Genomic DNA, 18,251 nt, shown 5'->3' with positions numbered 1-18,251 from the left:
ATATAGTGTATCTATTTGAGGAGAAGACCTATGAAAAGGATTGAAAAGATCTATCTTTATGTGAAAGAGAAATCTGCTGAAAGTGCTTCTTCAGATTTGCCGATGAAGTTGGGAGTTACGACATCGGAAATCTCTGAGGCATTGGCTATTCAGCGGACGAATGCCAGTAAAGATCTGAATCAGCTTGTACGAAAAGGCTTGCTGGAAAAGCTTGATGGGCGTCCCGTAAAATATGTTGACAAGAGTGCTGTTTATCAACCGCTAAGAAAACATGTGAAAAGCTATCGGGAAGAGAACGTGTCGAATAATACCGTTTGGTCGGAGGAACGTTCAGAGCAGTCCGCTTTTGCGATGGACAATATCTTTCAGCAGATGATTGGTGTTGCCGGTAGTATGAAAACACCTGTAGAACAGGCGAAAGCAGCTATTTTATATCCTCCTAAAGGGTTGAACTGCCTGATTATCGGACCTACAGGATCGGGGAAGACCCATTTCGCCCATACCATGTTTCAGTTTGCCAAGGGAAATGATGTCGTAGATGGAAAAAAAGAGCTGATTGTTTTCAATTGTGCGGATTATGCTCATAATCCGGAATTGTTGATGTCTCATCTGTTTGGATATGTTGAAGGAGCATTTACTGGTGCGAAGAATACCAAGGAAGGGATCATCCATGAAGCCGATGGAGGGATTCTGTTTCTTGATGAGGTACATCGGCTGCCTCCGGAAGGTCAGGAAATGATTTTTTATTTCATGGATCATGGCACATATTCCCGATTAGGCGAAACAACAAAAAATAATCAGGCAGATGTACGTATTATTTGTGCAACGACAGAGAATCCGGCATCCTCTCTATTAAATACCTTTGTGCGGAGAATACCGATTATCATTCAACTGCCTAATTTTAATGACCGTCCGGCGAAGGAAAAAGTGGATTTAGTCAAAATCATGGTTGCAATTGAAGCCAATCGAATTCAACGAAAAATTTCCCTTTCGGAAGATGTAGTTAAAGCGCTGATAGGAAGCGTAACTTATGGGAATGTTGGACAATTAAAGTCGAATGTTCAACTGGTGGCGGCCAGAGGATTCCTCAGTCACATGGATAAGCCGGAACTGATTATTACAATGGATGAGCTGACCGACAGTATTAAAGACGGCTTGATGCAGCTTGCAAATAATCGTGCTGTTTTAGCAGAGTTGTCTCAATGCTTAGAACCCCAGATGATTGTTTTACCTAACGAATCATTAGTTACTGTTCAGTCAGATTCTTATGAGCTTCCTTATAATTTATATGAAATTATTGGTGACAAAGCTGCTTTGCTCAAAGCGGATGGATTGGATCAGGAAGTGATTAATAATTTTATTACAACAGATATCAATGTTCATTTAAAATCTTTCTATAAAAACCATGGGTTTACTTTTGATACAGAAAAAAAGCTGGCAGAAATTATGGATCAGCAGATTATTGATATTACCAGAAAAATTTTCAATTTGTCTAAAGCTAAGCTGGGTCATGATTTTCAATCAAATTTTATTTATGCAATGAGCCTGCATATCAGTTCTTTTCTAAAGCGAATTCAGCTTGGCGATAAAAGGCAGCATGAATTGAATGAAAATCTGAGAGCTATGGTTTTAGATTATCCTAAGGAATTTGAAGCAGCACACGAAATCAAGAAAATTATTGAGGGTGCGTATCAACTGTCCATTCCAGAATCAGAAGTTTATTATATTGCTGTTTTATTGATTTCATTGCGTGAAAATAAAAATGCCGGCAGGATTGGTATTGTTGTGGCGGCGCATGGAAAGAGCACAGCTACCAGTATGGTTGAAGTCGTGGAAAAATTATTGAATGTTGATAATTTGAAGGCTGTAGATATGCCCTTGGAGATGAAGCCGCAAGAAGCGCTGATTGAAATCGTCCAGGCAGTAGAAGCAGTCAATGAAGGCAGTGGTGTAATCCTGCTGGTAGATATGGGTTCTCTGGGGACATTTTCAGATGAGATTATCCGACAGACAGGGATTGATGTCCGAACAGTTGATATGGTAACAACTCCGGTTGTGTTGGAGGCAGCGAGAAAAACAACTTTGCTGGATACACATTTAAATGATTTATATGATACTTTGAAGCGTTTTCGCGGATATGCAGGGATGAATGTTTTGAAAAGCAGGGAAGAATTGAGGCTGCCATCGATTAAGAAAAAGGTGATCTTGGCTATCTGTGCATCAGGGGAAGGAACTGCACAACGTATGAAAGAACTGATCGAAGGCTATCTGACACCACAGACTGAGCAGCATCTATTCGTCGTTCCTTGTTCGATACTGGATGTGAAGAAACAGCTGAATGAGCTTTATCAGCAGTATCATATCATAGCAGCGACAGGCATTACAGATCCAAGAATCAATGTTCCGTTTATACCAATGGAAACTTTTTTTTCCGGTGAAGCAGCTGAAGTGATCGAACATCTGATTTATGATGATGAGTTGGAAGTCCATGGTATGACTCTTGATGAAGAGACAGCTAGAAGAGTTTGTATAGAGTATATGGAGCAGAGCTACACCTTTATTAATGCACAGAAGGTTTTGCCGCTGTTGTGGCAGTTTGTCGATACGATTCAGACAAAATTAAATCTGGATGAGTCCTACACCTTTTACATCAATATGATCATGCACATGGCAGGTGTAGTGGAAAGGGCGTTGAGGCAGGAGCCCCTTAATGTTGAAGACGAATTGTTGGAAGAGCTGAAAAGTGACCTAATCTATTCAGAGATTTTGAAGGCAACGCTATTTTTGAATGAATCGTTTAAACTGAAAATTGTTGAATCGGAAATCTACTATATTGTTCATATCGTTCATAATGCACAAAAAGATATAATAACAAATACAGATGATGTATTCGATTGAATACACAAAAAAGATACACTGTTTAAACAATACAGTGTATCTTTTTTTATAATTAAATTAGTGATTTTATTGAGGTTTATAACAATACACTAAGTTGGCATGGTAATTGCTAATAATAAAATAGATCAAGATTCCAAGAGTCAAAAGGCTTTATTTTGGTATTATCTTTCAGAACATAGTATTTTAAGTATAGAATGAAAGTCAACCTGCTAAATAATGCCTTCTTCCCCAAGAAAATAGATGATTGGAAGAAAAGGAGTGCAAAGTTGGATGGATATTCGGCTGGCTAGAATTGATGATCGACTGATCCATGGTCAAGTTGCTACAGTATGGACCAAGAGTATGAATATTAATCGTATTTTGGTGGTTAGTGATGTAGTAGCACAGGATATATTAAGAAAAAAATTATTGATCCAGGCGGCTCCTCCAGGTGTCAAGGTAAACGTCATTACGGTAGAGAAAATGATCCAGATTTTTCCGGATGAACGTTTCGATGATAGTTTTAGAGTAATGTTGTTGTTTACAAATCCTGAAGATGTTGTACGCGTTGTTAAAAGAGGTGTTCAGCTGGATTCTGTCAATATAGGCGGTATGAGCTTCTCTCAAGGGAAAAAAATGATTACGAATGCAGTTGCAGTTGATATAGAGGATATTGAAGCATTTAGATATCTGGCTTCACTTGGTATCATACTTGAGATTCGTAAAGTTGTTGCTGACAGTAAGGTATACTTAATGGATTTGTTGAAGAAAGAGCAGCTATAGATGCACTCATGTTGCTGCAAAACAGCAGATGAAAAAAGTGATGTTTGTTTTGGTCTTTCTGAAAATTGAAAGGATGTGGTTCTTTAGAGAAAAATTGATGAGCTCTGTTTATTATTGCATGGTTTCCAAAGGTTTTGATTTTCCATTAGCTAAACTGAATTTTTTATTTTTTATGTATCGGGAATGAGGCATTTTGGAACGCATCAGATAATAAAAAGAAAGTAAATAAGCATAGGAGGTATACAAATTATGGTAGGAATTATTCTTGCAAGTCACGGAAAATTTGCTGAAGGAATTCTACAATCTGGTTCAATGATTTTTGGTGAACAGGAAAATGTACAAGCTGTGACATTAATGCCCAGTGAAGGACCAGACGATTTAAAAGCAAAATTAACTGAGGCAATCACTACATTTGATAATGATGAAGAAGTATTGTTTTTAGTTGATTTGTGGGGCGGTACGCCGTTTAATCAGGCAAGTAGCCTTTTTGAAGAACACAAAGACAAGTGGGCGATCGTCAGCGGATTGAACTTGCCAATGTTGATTGAAGCATATTCTTCTCGTTTCTCAATGAATTCCGCACAGGAGATTGCAGCACATATTTTAGGTATTGCTAGAGAAGGCGTAAAAATCAAACCAGAAGAACTAGATGTGGTAGAAACGCCAAAAGCAGCTGTTAAGGGTGGTCAACCGAAAGGGGCTTTACCGGAAGGAACAGTAGTTGGAGATGGAAAAATCGAGTATGTACTTGCTCGTGTGGACTCTCGTCTACTTCATGGTCAGGTGGCTACAGCTTGGGCGAAGTCAGTACAGCCAAATCGGATTATCGTTGTTTCAGACGCAGTATCAAAAGATGATCTTCGTAAAAAATTGATCGAACAAGCTGCTCCTCCAGGAGTTAAGGCCAATGTTATTCCGATTAAAAAAATGATCGAAATCGCAAAAGATCCACGTTTTGGCAATACTAAGGCTTTGTTGCTATTTGAAAATCCGGAAGATGTTTTGACAGCAGTTGAAGGCGGCGTGGATATCAAAGAAGTAAATGTCGGCTCAATGGCACACTCTGTAGGTAAAGTAGTAGTAAGCAAAGTATTATCTATGGGACCTGAAGATGTTAAAGCATTTGAGACATTGGAAAGTAAAGGCATTAAGTTTGATGTACGTAAAGTACCAAATGACTCTAAAGCAAACATGGATGAAATCCTGAAAAAAGCGAAGACAGAATTGGCAAATACGTAATCAAAAAGAACAAAATTCATAAATTAATAGGAGGTCTATCATGTCTATTATTTCAATAATTTTAGTAGTATTAGTTGCCTTTCTAGCTGGTATGGAAGGGATCTTGGATGAATTCCAATTCCACCAACCACTGGTAGCTTGTACATTGATCGGTTTAGTAACCGGTAATTTAGAAGCATGTATTATCCTTGGTGGTACCTTGCAAATGATCGCTCTTGGATGGGCAAACATTGGAGCAGCCGTGGCACCAGATGCAGCTTTGGCATCAGTCGCATCAGCAATTATTTTAGTTTTAGGTGGACAAGGTGACAGAGGTGTGGCATCAGCGATTGCAATCGCTGTACCGTTGGCAGTAGCAGGTTTGTTTTTGACAATGGTTGTTCGTACATTAGCTGTACCGATTGTACATTTAATGGATAAAGCTGCATCTGAAGGAAATATCCGAGGGGTGGAAATTTGGCATATTGTCGCTGTGGTCATGCAAGGTCTTCGTATTGCAATTCCAGCAGGTGCATTGCTATTTATTCCGGCTCAAACAGTTCAATCTGTTCTGGAATCTATGCCAGCATGGTTGACTGACGGTATGGCTATCGGTGGTGGTATGGTCGTAGCTGTTGGTTATGCACTGGTAATCAATATGATGGCAACAAAAGAAGTATGGCCGTTCTTTGTGATTGGTTTTGTTGTAGCGGCGATTTCTCAATTGACACTGATCGCACTTGGTGCGTTAGGTGTAGCACTGGCACTGATTTACTTGAACCTTTCTAAAATGGGCGGTTCTTCAAACGGCGGTAATAGCGGAGGTCACGGTGACCCGCTGGACGATATCCTAAATGACTATTAATCTTGAAGGAGGAGAAAAAAATGGCAGAAAAAATTGAATTAACGAAAAGAGATCGTTTAGCTGTTGCGTGGCGTTCTACCTTCATTCAAGGTTCATGGAACTATGAACGTATGCAAAATGGCGGCTGGGCATTCTCAATGATTCCTGCAATCAAGAAATTATACAAATCAAAAGAGGACCGCATAGCGGCCTTACAGCGTCACTTGGAATTCTTCAATACGCATCCATATATTGCTTCACCGATTCTTGGGGTAACACTGGCACTGGAAGAAGAACGTGCCAATGGTGCACCTGTTGATGATGTAGCAATTCAAGGGGTAAAAGTTGGTATGATGGGTCCTTTGGCCGGTGTTGGTGATCCGGTATTCTGGTTTACAGTACGACCTATGCTAGGTGCATTAGGTGCATCACTGGCTATGGGCGGAAATATTCTTGGACCAATCATTTTCTTTGTTGCATGGAATATTATTCGTTGGTCATTTATGTGGTATACACAGGAATTTGGTTATAAAGCTGGTTCTAAAATCACAGAAGACCTATCAGGTGGTTTATTGCAGGATGTAACAAAAGGAGCTTCTATTCTAGGGATGTTCGTATTAGCAGCGTTGGTTCAGCGTTGGGTATCCATCAGATTCCTGCCGGTTGTTTCTACAGTTAAACTGGATGAAGGTGCTTATATTGAATGGGATAAGCTTCCATCTGGTGGAGAAGGGATAAGACAGGCGTTTGAGCAAGTCAATTCCGGTTTGGCTCTTTCTTCAGACAAAGTGACAACATTGCAAAATAACTTGGATCAGCTGATCCCTGGGCTTGCTGCGTTATTGCTTACACTATTGTGTATGTGGCTGCTTAAGAAAAAAGTTTCACCAATTGTTATTATTCTTGGTCTGTTTGTGGTCGGTGTACTTGGTCATGTAGTAGGACTTTTATAAATCATTTAGCTGAGAAACCGTATCAAATGGGTAAGCTTTTAACAAGCGTCATTATTGTAAAGCGGTTGTGCCAAAGCTCCTCTATGTGATGAGTAATCGTAGGAGTATGCAAAGACTGGAATACCGTTTATTTAGGTTTTTAGGGGCTGGACAATTGTTTTGTCCCAGCCTCTTATTGTTTTATAAAATGCAGTTTATTGATCTCGTGGGTAGTTCATTTTGAATAGCCTGCTTACACAGCTAATTGTCTAATTGATGAATCCAAAATAGTGGGGAAGGAATGGATAGGATGGTTCAATCATTGAATACAAAAGTAGATTTAGTAGTGGATGGCACTGCTTATACAGGACTTACAGATTATGGGCAGATCATGGTTGGGAATAAGGGATTTGAATTTTACAACTCACGTGATTCTCGTAAGTATGTTCAGATACCGTGGGAAGAAGTGAACTATGTAATTGCTTCCGTAATCTTTAAAGGAAAATGGATTCCTCGATATGCAATTGAGACAAAGAAAAACGGGACATTTACTTTTGCCTCCAAAGATCCTAAAAAGGTATTGCGAGAGATACAAAAATACATTCCATCTGACCAGATGGTTCAGTCACTAAGCTTTTTTGATGTTATGAAGCGTGCGATTCAGTCAATTGGCAAAAAAGGATAGTAAAGCTATAAACAAAATTGAATTGGTTTGCTCAGTGATTTAACTAATTTACTGTAAATGTAAATTTTCTGGATTTCAGCAGGCTTGAATATGTTTTTATAAATATTCAAGCCTGTTTTTTTATTTTTGTATGATATATAATTTAGTCAATTCAACAATAGCTGTCAAAGGAGGACTACTGTGAATAAAGAGGCGATTCTTGATTATTTAAGTGATCGTAAAATTTGGTATGAAATTACAGAACACAAAGCTGTATACAACATGGCTGAAGTTAGTGATGTTAATCTTCCACATCCAGAAGCAGATGCTAAAAACCTTTTTGTACGTGACGATAAAAAAAGAAATTATTATCTGATCACAGTAAAGGGGGATAAAAGAGTTGACCTAAAAAAGTTTAGGAAGGATAATAGCACTCGCCCATTATCTTTTGCATCAGAACGTGATTTAATGGAGGTCATGGGGACAGTTCCGGGGATGGTAACGCCTTTTGGTATGTTAAATGATAGAGAACGTAAAGTACAATTTTTTATTGATGAAGTCTTTCTGGGAAAACCAGGTATTAAAAAAGCCTGTAAAGTTTCACAGTTCTCAAAACGTTAAGAATATCCTTGTTATATCAATGTTTCGAGCGGTTTTTTTGTGTCAGTTGGTGTTAATCCTTAATCTGACAACGAATTTAAGAGATTTAAAGCATCAGCATCGTGCTGGTGCTTTTTTTCTGGCATTAATTCAAGATAGTAATTTTGAGTTGTTAGGATACTATTGTGTCCTAATCTTCTTGATACATAATCTAAGCTAATATTTTCAGAGAAAAGGAAAGAAGCATGTGTATCACGTAGACCGTGAAAGGTAGTTTTGCTGATTCCCAATTTCGATAATAGTTTTTGTAATCTGGCTGATTGACGGAAACCATCCCGATCAAACAGGTAGCCGTTTCCTTTGGGAGAAATCTGTTGTAATAGATGAAATACATCTTTGTTGATAGAGATATCTCGCAAGGAGTTTTTTGTTTTTAGTCCGACATCATCAGAGGTAGGACTAACTGAACGTTGTATCTTTACACCATATTCAAAAATATCTTCCTTTTTTAACCCAAGAAGTTCCCCACGACGTGCACCAGTCTCTATTGCAAGTAGAATCAAAACATGAAATTCGTTTTCTGAATGTTCAAGGAGGTATTTTCTAAGGAGTTTCAGCTCCGTAATTAAGAGTGCTTTATTTCTTTTAGGAAGTTCTTTTCCATGTGTTTTTACAAGATTCGCAAAGTCATTATCAAGGAGTCCTCGTGCATAAGCGTAGCGTAAAGAGGTTCGGATTTTTAACAATACCTCAGTGGTAGTTTTTCTAGAGTGAGTTTCTCCATATCTATCGATTTTCAATTGGACTACAAGATCATTCAAATGCTTAATTTGAATATCTCCAAAAAGCTGTTTTACAATACCAGTTGTAATGAGATGATTTTGAAAAGTAGTTTCTCTCACATCCTTTTTCTTGACGATATGCACCCATTGTTCAAAGAAATCGGCAAAAGTTGTTTCATGTTGTGCTAAGTCTGTACCATTTCCTTTTAACAATTCATTTTCAAGTGCCCATCGCTTTGCATCTTTTTTTGTTTTAAATGTTCTTGATAGGCGTTTATATTCTCCATGTTTATATAGAGAAATAACGGCTCTCCAAGAAGTTCCTCGTTTTGTTATAGTTGCCATTGACCCTCATCCTTTACTATAAAATAAAGACTGATAGGTTGACAGAATGAATACCTTTATATCATACAGAGTTTCTATTCATCTATCAACTTTAATTATCTGACAGATGATCTTGTATGAATAAAATCAGCTCATCTTTTAGAAAACGTTCTTGCCTGCCAATCATAAAACGTTTTAGATTGGGATGTTTTCGAATATATTTATCAAAGGATTTAGGATCAACGCCAAGAAATTCAGATGCTTGCTCACGTGTTAATAAAAAAGGATACTGTTGTTCTAGAATCATTTCAATCTCCCTATTAATTTAGTATATCTGTTAAGCTGCTTGCTAAAGCACATAGGAATTTCACCTCTCTGCCAGTTACGCCGAGCTATACAGAAGTATCATTATCCCCTTAATTATCTTTGCACTTATTTTTGGCTTAAAATAAGTCTCAGTTTTTCTATTTTTTCGCTCGTCAGTTAAAATGAGTCTTGGCGATAGATGCTGATGCTCCAATCAAGGTTTTTGTACTTAACAGAATAATATTTAGTTTTCAAAGGTCAATTCATTTATTTTCTTTGGGAATCTTTAAACAAGTCCCTACACTAGTAATAACGTATCTTCATACACATTTTGAAACCCCTAGATGCAAAAAAAATTTAATCAGGGAGCTATTTTGAACTTGTGTATTAGTTTTAAGAATTCGAGGGCTAATTCTTGTTGGCAATCCTCACTAATATGCTCACGACGAGGTTCCGATATTGCCTCGATCATGGATTCAAATCTTAAAAACAGCGTAAATAACGCTTCTTTATCTCCTTTTTGTGCTAATAAAATTAAAGGAACGAGATTCTCTTTCTTCTTTTTCATGCATCCTCACTTTCTATAGAACGATTCTTTTGAGTCTTTAGAAGATAGAAAAATCCGTAATTTTACTAAAGCCCGTCTTTTTAGTTTTGACACTCGTTGACTGCTGATACCAAGTTTATTTGCTATTTCCAGATTAGTTAGATCTCCATAATATTTTCTTTGGAGGATGTAGTGTTCTTTGTCTGTCAATTGATTTAGAGCAAGCTGAATTTCTAGACTTTGGTCAAATAGTTTATCAATCGAAACAAACTTATTTTTCTGAATGTACAGCCTGTCTTCTTCAAAATCATCAAAAGATTCGAAAATGTGGGTGTTGATACGGTTCTGCTCTTTTGAATAAAAATCAATTTTTCTCCATACAAGTGATTTGTGTATATACGTAATGAACATACCAGTAATTTCTTCCTCTGTTTGTGACATAAACCCACCCCCCTTTAGCTTTTCAAACGGTACTGCCAGTAGCCACGATAGGCTCTCTCTACAGGAATCTTCTTATCACCATTTATTCTAGGCAATACATTACATATAAAATTGGAGTAAGTAATCCTTAGTTTAAATTCATCTTGCAATTTCTTGAAGAGTTGCTTATTGCTCATAGGAAACATAGTGTGAGCTTTTGTTGTTTTTGATGTAGTAATCTTGTTGCTTGATTCTTTCTTTGTCTAAAATTGATAAACCAGTTCCGTTTTCTGTAGGTTGATGGTCATAGGCAATAGGATGCACTGATGATTGATCTAATTTCTCTAATCGCTCTTTTAATTCATAATATTGCTTACTTAATTCCCTTCTTTCTTGAATGATTTCCCGCATAAGTTTGTATATAGTTTCTTTTTCCTTAAAGTTTTCAGACATATTTTCACCTCCTCGTAATAAAGAATGAGTAAAAATTACTGATATGAAACTCCTGAAACAAAATTTTTAAAAATTTGTTATTTTCATTGATGTAAATTGCAAACTAAATAAACCACGACTCACAAAGGATGCTTGTTATAAAAATCACAATTTGATATAATAAGTTATCAAAAAATTCTTTTTATTCGATTTGCTTTAAGAAATCCGAAAAGCTATTTTTATAGTAAGAATAGGGTATAGATGAAGCTATACCCTCACCTAAAAAAACATCTTTTAGGATGATTTTTTGTGAATCATTTAATTAGTAACTGGATTTTTCTGATGATTTTGAAGAAGAAAAGAGGTGAAATCATGTTTAATGGTAAAAATGCTTTACTTATCAGAGGTCTTATTGGATGTTCTCTATCAGCAGCAGGTTCGATCCTGGCTGCATTAGATTGGATTGCATGGGCATCTCTACTACTTACTCTTTGCGGTATTGGTGCATCTGCTAGTGCAGCAGTTTGGGCTTATCGTGCTACAATAGCTGCTACTGCAAGAAGAGCAGGGAGATATGCAGCAATGGCTTTATAAACAAATTTAGTTAAGAGCTTAAACAAAGCGTTTAGGCTCTTTTTAAAAGGGTGTGTAAGATGTCACGAATCAAAAATATTGGATTATTTTTTCTTTTAGCCATTGTTTTATATTCTAGTACATATATAGCAATGCAAAAATTTGAGATTATTAATAAGTTTAAAGAGATCGAAGAGTTTGTTAATGTAATTAACGTTAAAACTGTCCCATTTGTAATCTATGCGATTCAACTTTTATTTGCGTATATTTCGACAATTATTGGGACTCTCATACTTTCAATAATAAGTGGCTGGGTCGTAAAAATTAGAATGGGGTTTAGACAATCATTCACTATAGTAGTATTCGCGAATATTATAGGAGTAGTACTCAATCTTCTTTTCTTAATTTTTATTGATTTTAATAATATATATGACTTTATTAAACTAAGTCTTTTCCCATCCACTTGGATTGTTTTATGCCTTTACTATTTTTACTATTTGAAAACTAAAAAAATAGTTGTAAATACTCGGCGTCTTATTTTAGGATTATTTTTGATAATTTGCCTAGGATCGTTAATGACTATTAGTAATATTTTAACTATAGGAGGAAAGTAAAAATGAAAAACTATAAAAAAAGAAAATGGGGTTTGTGGTTGATTTTTGTCTTTTGTATACTTATTCTATTATTTGGAATAGTCTCCGCAATTTTGCAAGTGGTTAAATTGATATGAATTATTGGAATGTTAAAAAAATTCAGAATAATAGGGAACTGGCATATAATCTTCGAACAAGATTCTCTTTTTTAAAGAAAGTTTTGAAGGATGAAGACATAAGTTTTGTGATTCGTATAATATTATGGGTCAATAAATATTTAAGAGTTTTATCACCAACTTTTATTTGCCTATTAATTTTTGTTGCCATAAAAACAAATTTACCTATACTTATTACGGCTTCTATATACTTTATCATTTTAGTGACTACTAATATTGAAACTATAAGTTACGAAACAAAGTTATATGAAGTTAGCTTTCTTCTCCCTACTATCTCTTCTAGATTAAGTTTTAAAGAAAGAATTTGGAAGCTCGTTTTTCCAATAATCATGAGTTCAATGTCGTTACACTATATAATATATCTAATTTTTTTTGCTAGCTGTATTATCATAAGAGATTTACAAATAGGTTGGATAGGTCTAATTGTCTTACTATTCAATTTCTTTATCCAGATTATTTTTTATTGCTATAAACATAATATTCTGTTATTAAATAAAAACAAATTATTGCTATTCAGTTTTATAAAAAGCAGAAAAATTTATCATGAACACACTGTCTTGACAATTTTATCGGCACCTTTTCGTACCTTTTTTGATTTCTACAGAATTAGACTAAAAATAATTTTCATGTCAGGTTTATGTATTACAGCACTATTTATATCAAGAATTGTGACAAATAAATTCTCTATCTCTCCTAACATCATATTGGTATACTATTATGCTTTGCTGCCTACTACTTATAATATTTTCTTAAAACATCTTTTATTTAAATCGCACTTTTTCGAACAGTCTGAGCTGGTCAATTATTATTTTATGAAAAAATTTTCTGCTAGATTCTTATTAGCAATTAAATTTGTACAGATGCTAAATAAAGAAATATCCATTTTAATTGTGATCCTTACATTACCTGTTATTTTTATTAGAGGTTCATTTAATCCTTTGGTAATTATTATAGTATATACGGTATCGCTACTATGTATTAATATTCTTAATATTTGGCAAAAAACAGGTAATTTGGACATTCCTATTGAAATAATTAGTTCTGGATATTCAGGATTTTATGAATCCATAGAAGATTTTTTTGTCATAGGATCAGGAATTTATATTGGGAATATTGTTATAGCTTTATATATAAAATATTCTACATTCGTATATTTAAACATATTTCTCATTGGATATGGACTATTTTTAATCATCTACACTATTCTAAGGAGTTGCTTTATATATGCTAAAGATAGAAAATGTACAAAAAACGTATGACGATTCAGATAGAGTAATCATTAATATTTCAAATTTCAGTATTCCAAACACTTCTCTAGTTAAAATATGTGGAGAGAATGGTATAGGAAAAACTACACTATTAAATATACTTGCAGGAGTTACTTCTTTTGAAGGAGATGTTATAAATAAAAGTATTTCATGTAAATTAAATTATAAAAAATACTTAGAATTAGTATATCTGATAGGAAATGAGTTATTTCTTTACGATTTTCTGACAGGGCAAGAAATGATTAGCTTTGTAAGAAAGCTTATTTCTGATTTCGAAAGCAATCAGATTGTCGAAATATTTATACAAGAATCTGGATTATACAAATATATTTCAACATTAACCAAGGATATGTCTTTAGGCACTAAGCAAAAATTGAGTATTGTTTTAGCTATGATTTGTAAGCCACATATTTTACTACTAGATGAGCCATTTGTAAATTTAGATGATTTATCTAAAACAGCATTAACTAAAGCATTACAGTCTTTTGTAAAGGAATATAATTCTATTGTTATCTACACTACTCACTCAAAAGAAAAAATGATAGAAAACTTGGCTACCCATAAAGCCATATTGGGCTATTCTGATGATGTTATTGGAGCATCACTTGATTGGAGTATATCAGATGAAATTTAGCTATGTTTTTAGCCTGTCACTAGCCATAGGGATAGGGTCTTTAATACTAGGATTATTACTTTCTAATCCAGTAGATACGAACCCGGATTTGAACCTAGATTTTTCTCAAATTTTTTTGACAAATTCTAAAATACACATTGATTTGCTTATAAATTCTATTATTAGCTTAGGAATAGGCTCTATTCTATTTATTTGTTATCAATTTTTTATAGTAGGAATTTTAGTAGGAGGAGCTAGTCAAACAGTAGGAATATACTCTGCTTTATCTTTTTTTTGGATACATGGAGTAATTGAATTGTTAGCAGCAATTATAGTAGCTAGTATTATTCCATATGTATATATAAATCTCTTTTTACTGATTGTCAAACATCCATCAAAGCTAACTAACTTATCAACATTTTTCAAATTTATCTCTATACTAATATTTGTAAATTTCTCATTAGTATTTTTAGCAGCATTATTAGAGTGTTATGTAGCCCCACTTTTTGTCCATATATGATTAAAAGGAGTTGACCAATGGTATATCTAAAAAATAAACTTCACGTTATAATTATCTCACTGATAATTATTGCCGTAATAGGTAGCTTACTCTTTTATGCTTTTACTAAGAAAGAAAATAGTATCAAACCTATATATGAGATTGCTACTATTGAATACATTGATCCTCTAATTTTTAGTGGAATTGTACAGGCAGAAAATATCAAAGAAATTTTCATTAATGAATCCCTTGGTAATGTATGCTCTATTTCTATTACAGATGGTCAGGAAATTTCAGAAGGAACACTCTTGTTTACTTATCAGAATGATACCGTTAAGGATCAGGCAGATGGAGAAGAGCAATCTCTTAGTAAGTTAGTTTTGGCAGTAGATATTGCACAACAAAACCTAAGTCTTGCTATTGAAAAACAAGATTCATTGAATTCTGAGTTGACAGAAGCGATAAATAAGTACAACAATCAAAAAACTGATACGCCTGAGGATGAAGCGAAAAAAAGCGAGTTAAAATCTATAGTAGATCAGCTTGAAGATTCTATAGAAACTCAAAAAGGAGTTATTATTCAGAATCAACAAAACTTAGATTCTGCCAATCTTGAATTATCAAATGCAAACACTACAGTAGCAAAAACCAAAGAAAAAATTACAACTACAGTTACAAGTGACATGAGTGGTATAGCATACATAAATATGAAAGGAAAGACAGACCCCTCTCAACCATTTATTACATTAGTTAGTCCTCAAACAGTAATTGATGCTACTGTATCTGAGTATGATTATCATAGATTATTCAAGGAGCAGAAAGTAATCGTTAAGCCCATCACTTCAAACGAACAAATAAGTGGAAATATAAAGCTCATTGAAAAATTACCAAAAAATAATTTTGAATCAAGTAATGCTACATCTTCTAACCAAATTTCTAATTATAACTTTATTATCAAACCTGATAAGCAGTTACAGTTTGGATTAAGTGTTGATGTTTTAGTAAATATCGAAGAAATTAGAATATCAAAAACAGCAGTTATTGAATCTGAAAAAGAAAAATTTGTTTTTTTATATAAAGATAGTAAAGCAGTAAAAACAAGTATATCTTTAAAAGAGGAAAATGGAGTATATATTGTTCTTGATGGAGTATCTGTCGGAGACAATATTATAACAAATCCGGATGAACACATAAAAGATGGATTAGTTGTTGAGGTGAAAAAATGATAACTTTAACGAATGTAAATAAATATTATAAATCTCACTTAGAACACTTTCATGCTTTAAAAAATGTTGACCTTCATATTTCTGATGGAGAAATGGTTGCAATTATGGGACCTTCAGGTTCAGGTAAATCAACATTAATTAATATTTTAGGTTTTTTAGATACTTCATTTGATGGGGAATATATATTTGAAGAATCTAATTTTATTAACTTTTCAGATGTAGCACTTTCTAAAATACGGAATACCGTAGTAGGCTTTGTGTTCCAGAACTTTTCATTGATTGAAAATAACACAGTTTTTGAAAACGTCGAATTGCCTTTACTCTATAACGATTATGGAATACACAAAACAAAAGAACTTGTTCAAAATGCGTTGATACGTGTTGGACTTGATAATAAAGCACAGAAATATCCTAAACATTTATCAGGTGGACAACAGCAACGTGTAGCTATTGCACGTGCATTAGTAAATAAGCCAAGATTCTTAATGGCAGATGAACCTACGGGTGCACTCGATACACACACTTCAAAAGAAATATTGAAATTAATCCAAAACTTGAATCGTTTAGATAACATAACTTGTATTTTAGTTACTCATGATCCTGATGTAGTTTCTTATTGTTCAAGATTAATTAAAATAGAAGATGGAAAAATAACTAGTGATAAAGAGATTAAGCCATGAAAATATATGTTATTTGGAGAACATCTTTGAGATCTATTAGAAACAATGGAAGAAGAAGTTTTTTAACTATGGTTGGAATAATTATCGGTGTATCATCAGTTATTATGATTTTATCTCTAGGAAAAAGCTTTGAAAAAAAGACACTAAATGATCTTACAAATAGTAAGTCTGGTAATGCTACTATTTCAATCTATTTTGAACCTAGCAATGAAGAAATGTATCAGACAAATATTTCTTTTTTTCATGAACAAGATTTAATGCTGATAAATAAAGTTGAAGGTATTGTTTCCAGTAATTTTACAGATAATAAATTAGATCAGTTTCCAGTAAGTTTAGATATTAGAGGGCAAGAAAAAAGTAAACAAATTTCTCTTGGTGAAAATTTCGATTTAGAAATACTCAAAGGACGAGGATTGATAAAAAATGATGGTGAGATACTAAATAAAGTTGCAGTAATTGATTCTGAACTAGCTAAAGAATTATTTTCGTCCGTTGATAATTCTCTCGGGAGAGGTCTGAGAATTGATTCTTGTATTTTTACCATTGTAGGTATTTTTAAAGCTGTAAAATCAGAATCACTTTTCTCTACAGATGCTTACCAAATTGCAATTCCTCAAAAGACATATCTAACTTATGCTTTTTCTGATAAAGATACATCAACCGTTGACATAACTGTAGAAAAAAATATGAGTCCTAATGCGGTAGTAAGTGATGTTATAAAATCACTATCTAGCAATGGGACAATGCATAGCAAAGGAGAATATAAAACATTAGATTCTAGTGTTTTGACAGACGGAATAGGTAACGTACTTACATCTATCACATATTTTATTTCTGCAATAGCAGGAATTTCCTTATTTATTGCAGGGATTGGTGTAATGAATATGATGTATATTTCTGTATCAGAGCGAACAAAAGAAATAGGTATTCGACGTAGTTTAGGTGCTACAAAAAATATGATACGCCTTCAATTTTTATTGGAAGGATTAACTTTAACAATGATAGGGGGATTTATAGGTTACATTATTGGCATAGTACTAGCTAATTTGTTAGGAATAACCTTAGGATTACCTGTATCTATTGATTTTTCTATCATACTATTAGCGGTGGGGATATCAAGTAGTATTGGATTGATATTTTCTGTGGTTCCTGCATCTGAGGCTTCTCGAAAAGAATTGATAGACATTTTACGCTAAAATACAAAAAATTCTGAAAGATGTTAAAATTCAAGTTGGTTACTAATACATTATAAATTCACTTTTGAATCTATGCTACCTACTTATCACTTTGATCCAACAGGAATAATTGATTTGCCCAAAGAAAAGTAACAGAAGATTTATGGACTAACATTATATTCTTTGTGGTGGTCACAGCATTATCTCTATTTATAGGAAACTTTATATTTGCAAGAAAAGATTTATAACGTAAAGGTAGGAAAAAACTATGAATCATTACTATATCTTATTGACCATCGTGTTATTCTTGATTGCTTTGATTTTAAAAATATTGCCAAAATCACATACTAATCTAGTTGGTTATCTTATTCAAAGGCGTTTTATGTAAAACATCATGGATATACATATAATTTTCTTCACTACCATAACCTGCATCTGCCACAATATATTCAGGGAGTTCTTTGTGCTGCTCTAAAAAGTTGTCAAGAAATGGATTTAGGGTTTTTGTATCGGTTGGATTTGGAAAAAGATCATACGCCAGTACATACTGATTTTCTGTTGCGATTTGTAAGTTGTAGCCTGGCTTCAACTGTCCATTACGCATGTAATCGTCTTTCATCCGCATAAAGGTAGCGTCTGTATCGGTTTTAGAAAAGCTATTCCGTTCTTGAAAGAGACGGTTATAGGTTTCGTATTTTTGTTTTCTTGGCAGATAATCT

At 34.1% G+C, this 18,251-nt stretch carries 18 protein-coding genes and 1 pseudogene; 13 read left to right on the top strand and 6 right to left on the bottom strand.

Features of this window, described 5'->3' with window-relative positions:
- The first annotated feature begins 30 nt into the window (after positions 1–30).
- From IW492_RS08700 to IW492_RS08670, 7 genes are all read left to right on the top strand, one after another.
- The gene (locus tag IW492_RS08700; protein ID WP_202067227.1) at positions 31–2,898 is read left to right on the top strand and encodes a sigma-54-dependent transcriptional regulator; all 2,868 of its coding nucleotides are present in this window, start codon (positions 31–33) and stop codon (positions 2,896–2,898) included.
- A 270-nt stretch (positions 2,899–3,168) separates the two neighbouring features.
- Positions 3,169–3,660, top strand: a complete 492-nt coding sequence (locus IW492_RS08695; RefSeq protein ID WP_202067316.1) for a mannose/fructose/sorbose PTS transporter subunit IIB — start codon at positions 3,169–3,171, stop codon at positions 3,658–3,660.
- 249 nt (positions 3,661–3,909) lie between these two features.
- The gene (locus tag IW492_RS08690) at positions 3,910–4,899 is read left to right on the top strand and encodes a mannose/fructose/sorbose PTS transporter subunit IIA (protein ID WP_202067226.1); all 990 of its coding nucleotides are present in this window, start codon (positions 3,910–3,912) and stop codon (positions 4,897–4,899) included.
- A 40-nt stretch (positions 4,900–4,939) separates the two neighbouring features.
- Positions 4,940–5,743: a PTS mannose/fructose/sorbose transporter subunit IIC gene (locus IW492_RS08685; RefSeq protein ID WP_202067225.1), complete on the top strand. Its 804-nt coding sequence runs from the start codon at positions 4,940–4,942 to the stop codon at positions 5,741–5,743.
- A 20-nt stretch (positions 5,744–5,763) separates the two neighbouring features.
- Entirely contained in the window at positions 5,764–6,675 is a 912-nt protein-coding gene (locus tag IW492_RS08680; RefSeq protein WP_202067224.1) for a PTS system mannose/fructose/sorbose family transporter subunit IID, read from the top strand.
- Between the two features lie 289 nt (positions 6,676–6,964).
- The gene (locus IW492_RS08675) at positions 6,965–7,339 is read left to right on the top strand and encodes a DUF956 family protein (RefSeq protein ID WP_202067223.1); all 375 of its coding nucleotides are present in this window, start codon (positions 6,965–6,967) and stop codon (positions 7,337–7,339) included.
- Between the two features lie 180 nt (positions 7,340–7,519).
- Positions 7,520–7,939 carry a YbaK/EbsC family protein gene (locus tag IW492_RS08670; protein WP_202067222.1) on the top strand — a complete coding sequence of 140 codons (420 nt, stop codon included), beginning with the start codon at positions 7,520–7,522 and terminating at the stop codon, positions 7,937–7,939.
- A gap of 59 nt (positions 7,940–7,998) precedes the next feature.
- Here the strand turns inward: IW492_RS08670 and IW492_RS08665 are convergent, their stop codons facing one another.
- The 5 genes from IW492_RS08665 to IW492_RS08645 form a co-directional block, all read right to left on the bottom strand.
- A complete protein-coding gene (locus tag IW492_RS08665) occupies positions 7,999–9,045 on the bottom strand; it encodes a tyrosine-type recombinase/integrase (RefSeq protein WP_202067221.1) in 1,047 nt (348 codons plus the stop codon).
- 91 nt (positions 9,046–9,136) lie between these two features.
- Positions 9,137–9,331, bottom strand: a complete 195-nt coding sequence (locus tag IW492_RS08660; protein WP_202067220.1) for a helix-turn-helix domain-containing protein — start codon at positions 9,329–9,331, stop codon at positions 9,137–9,139.
- Positions 9,332–9,691: 360 nt separating this feature from the next.
- Entirely contained in the window at positions 9,692–9,898 is a 207-nt protein-coding gene (locus tag IW492_RS08655; protein ID WP_202067219.1) for a helix-turn-helix domain-containing protein, read from the bottom strand.
- A gap of 6 nt (positions 9,899–9,904) precedes the next feature.
- Complete coding sequence (locus IW492_RS08650) at positions 9,905–10,318, bottom strand: sigma-70 family RNA polymerase sigma factor (RefSeq protein WP_202067218.1); 414 nt, start codon at positions 10,316–10,318, stop codon at positions 9,905–9,907.
- Positions 10,319–10,483: 165 nt separating this feature from the next.
- Positions 10,484–10,750: a hypothetical protein gene (locus tag IW492_RS08645; RefSeq protein ID WP_202067217.1), complete on the bottom strand. Its 267-nt coding sequence runs from the start codon at positions 10,748–10,750 to the stop codon at positions 10,484–10,486.
- Between the two features lie 288 nt (positions 10,751–11,038).
- On the opposite strand from IW492_RS08645, the gene IW492_RS08640 reads away from it, so the two are divergent.
- The 6 genes from IW492_RS08640 (at position 11,039) to IW492_RS08615 (ending at position 17,553) form a co-directional block, all read left to right on the top strand.
- Complete coding sequence (locus IW492_RS08640) at positions 11,039–11,323, top strand: hypothetical protein (RefSeq protein ID WP_202067216.1); 285 nt, start codon at positions 11,039–11,041, stop codon at positions 11,321–11,323.
- 1,972 nt (positions 11,324–13,295) lie between these two features.
- Positions 13,296–13,973: an ABC transporter ATP-binding protein gene (locus IW492_RS08635; protein WP_202067215.1), complete on the top strand. Its 678-nt coding sequence runs from the start codon at positions 13,296–13,298 to the stop codon at positions 13,971–13,973.
- Complete coding sequence (locus IW492_RS08630; protein WP_202067214.1) at positions 13,963–14,472, top strand: stage II sporulation protein M; 510 nt, start codon at positions 13,963–13,965, stop codon at positions 14,470–14,472. The genes IW492_RS08635 and IW492_RS08630 overlap by 11 nt, the downstream gene beginning before the upstream one ends.
- A 17-nt stretch (positions 14,473–14,489) precedes the next feature.
- Positions 14,490–15,677 (top strand): efflux RND transporter periplasmic adaptor subunit, encoded by a 1,188-nt coding sequence (locus IW492_RS08625; protein WP_202067213.1) that lies wholly within the window; start codon positions 14,490–14,492, stop codon positions 15,675–15,677.
- On the top strand, positions 15,674–16,357 hold the full coding sequence (locus tag IW492_RS08620) for an ABC transporter ATP-binding protein (RefSeq protein ID WP_202067212.1): 684 nt from the start codon (positions 15,674–15,676) through the stop codon (positions 16,355–16,357). Before IW492_RS08625 ends, IW492_RS08620 begins: the two co-directional genes overlap by 4 nt.
- A complete protein-coding gene (locus IW492_RS08615; RefSeq protein WP_202067211.1) occupies positions 16,354–17,553 on the top strand; it encodes an ABC transporter permease in 1,200 nt (399 codons plus the stop codon). Before IW492_RS08620 ends, IW492_RS08615 begins: the two co-directional genes overlap by 4 nt.
- Before the next feature lie 349 nt (positions 17,554–17,902).
- On the opposite strand, the pseudogene IW492_RS08610 reads toward IW492_RS08615, so the two are convergent.
- A pseudogene (locus IW492_RS08610) lies at positions 17,903–18,251 on the bottom strand (transposase); the annotation flags it as partial.

The sequence above is a fragment of the Enterococcus sp. BWB1-3 genome, from assembly GCF_016745275.1.
Taxonomy (GTDB): Bacteria; Bacillota; Bacilli; order Lactobacillales; family Enterococcaceae; genus Enterococcus_L.
Note: the sequence above shows the minus strand (reverse complement) of the source record. Positions and strands in the feature narration are given on the sequence as shown.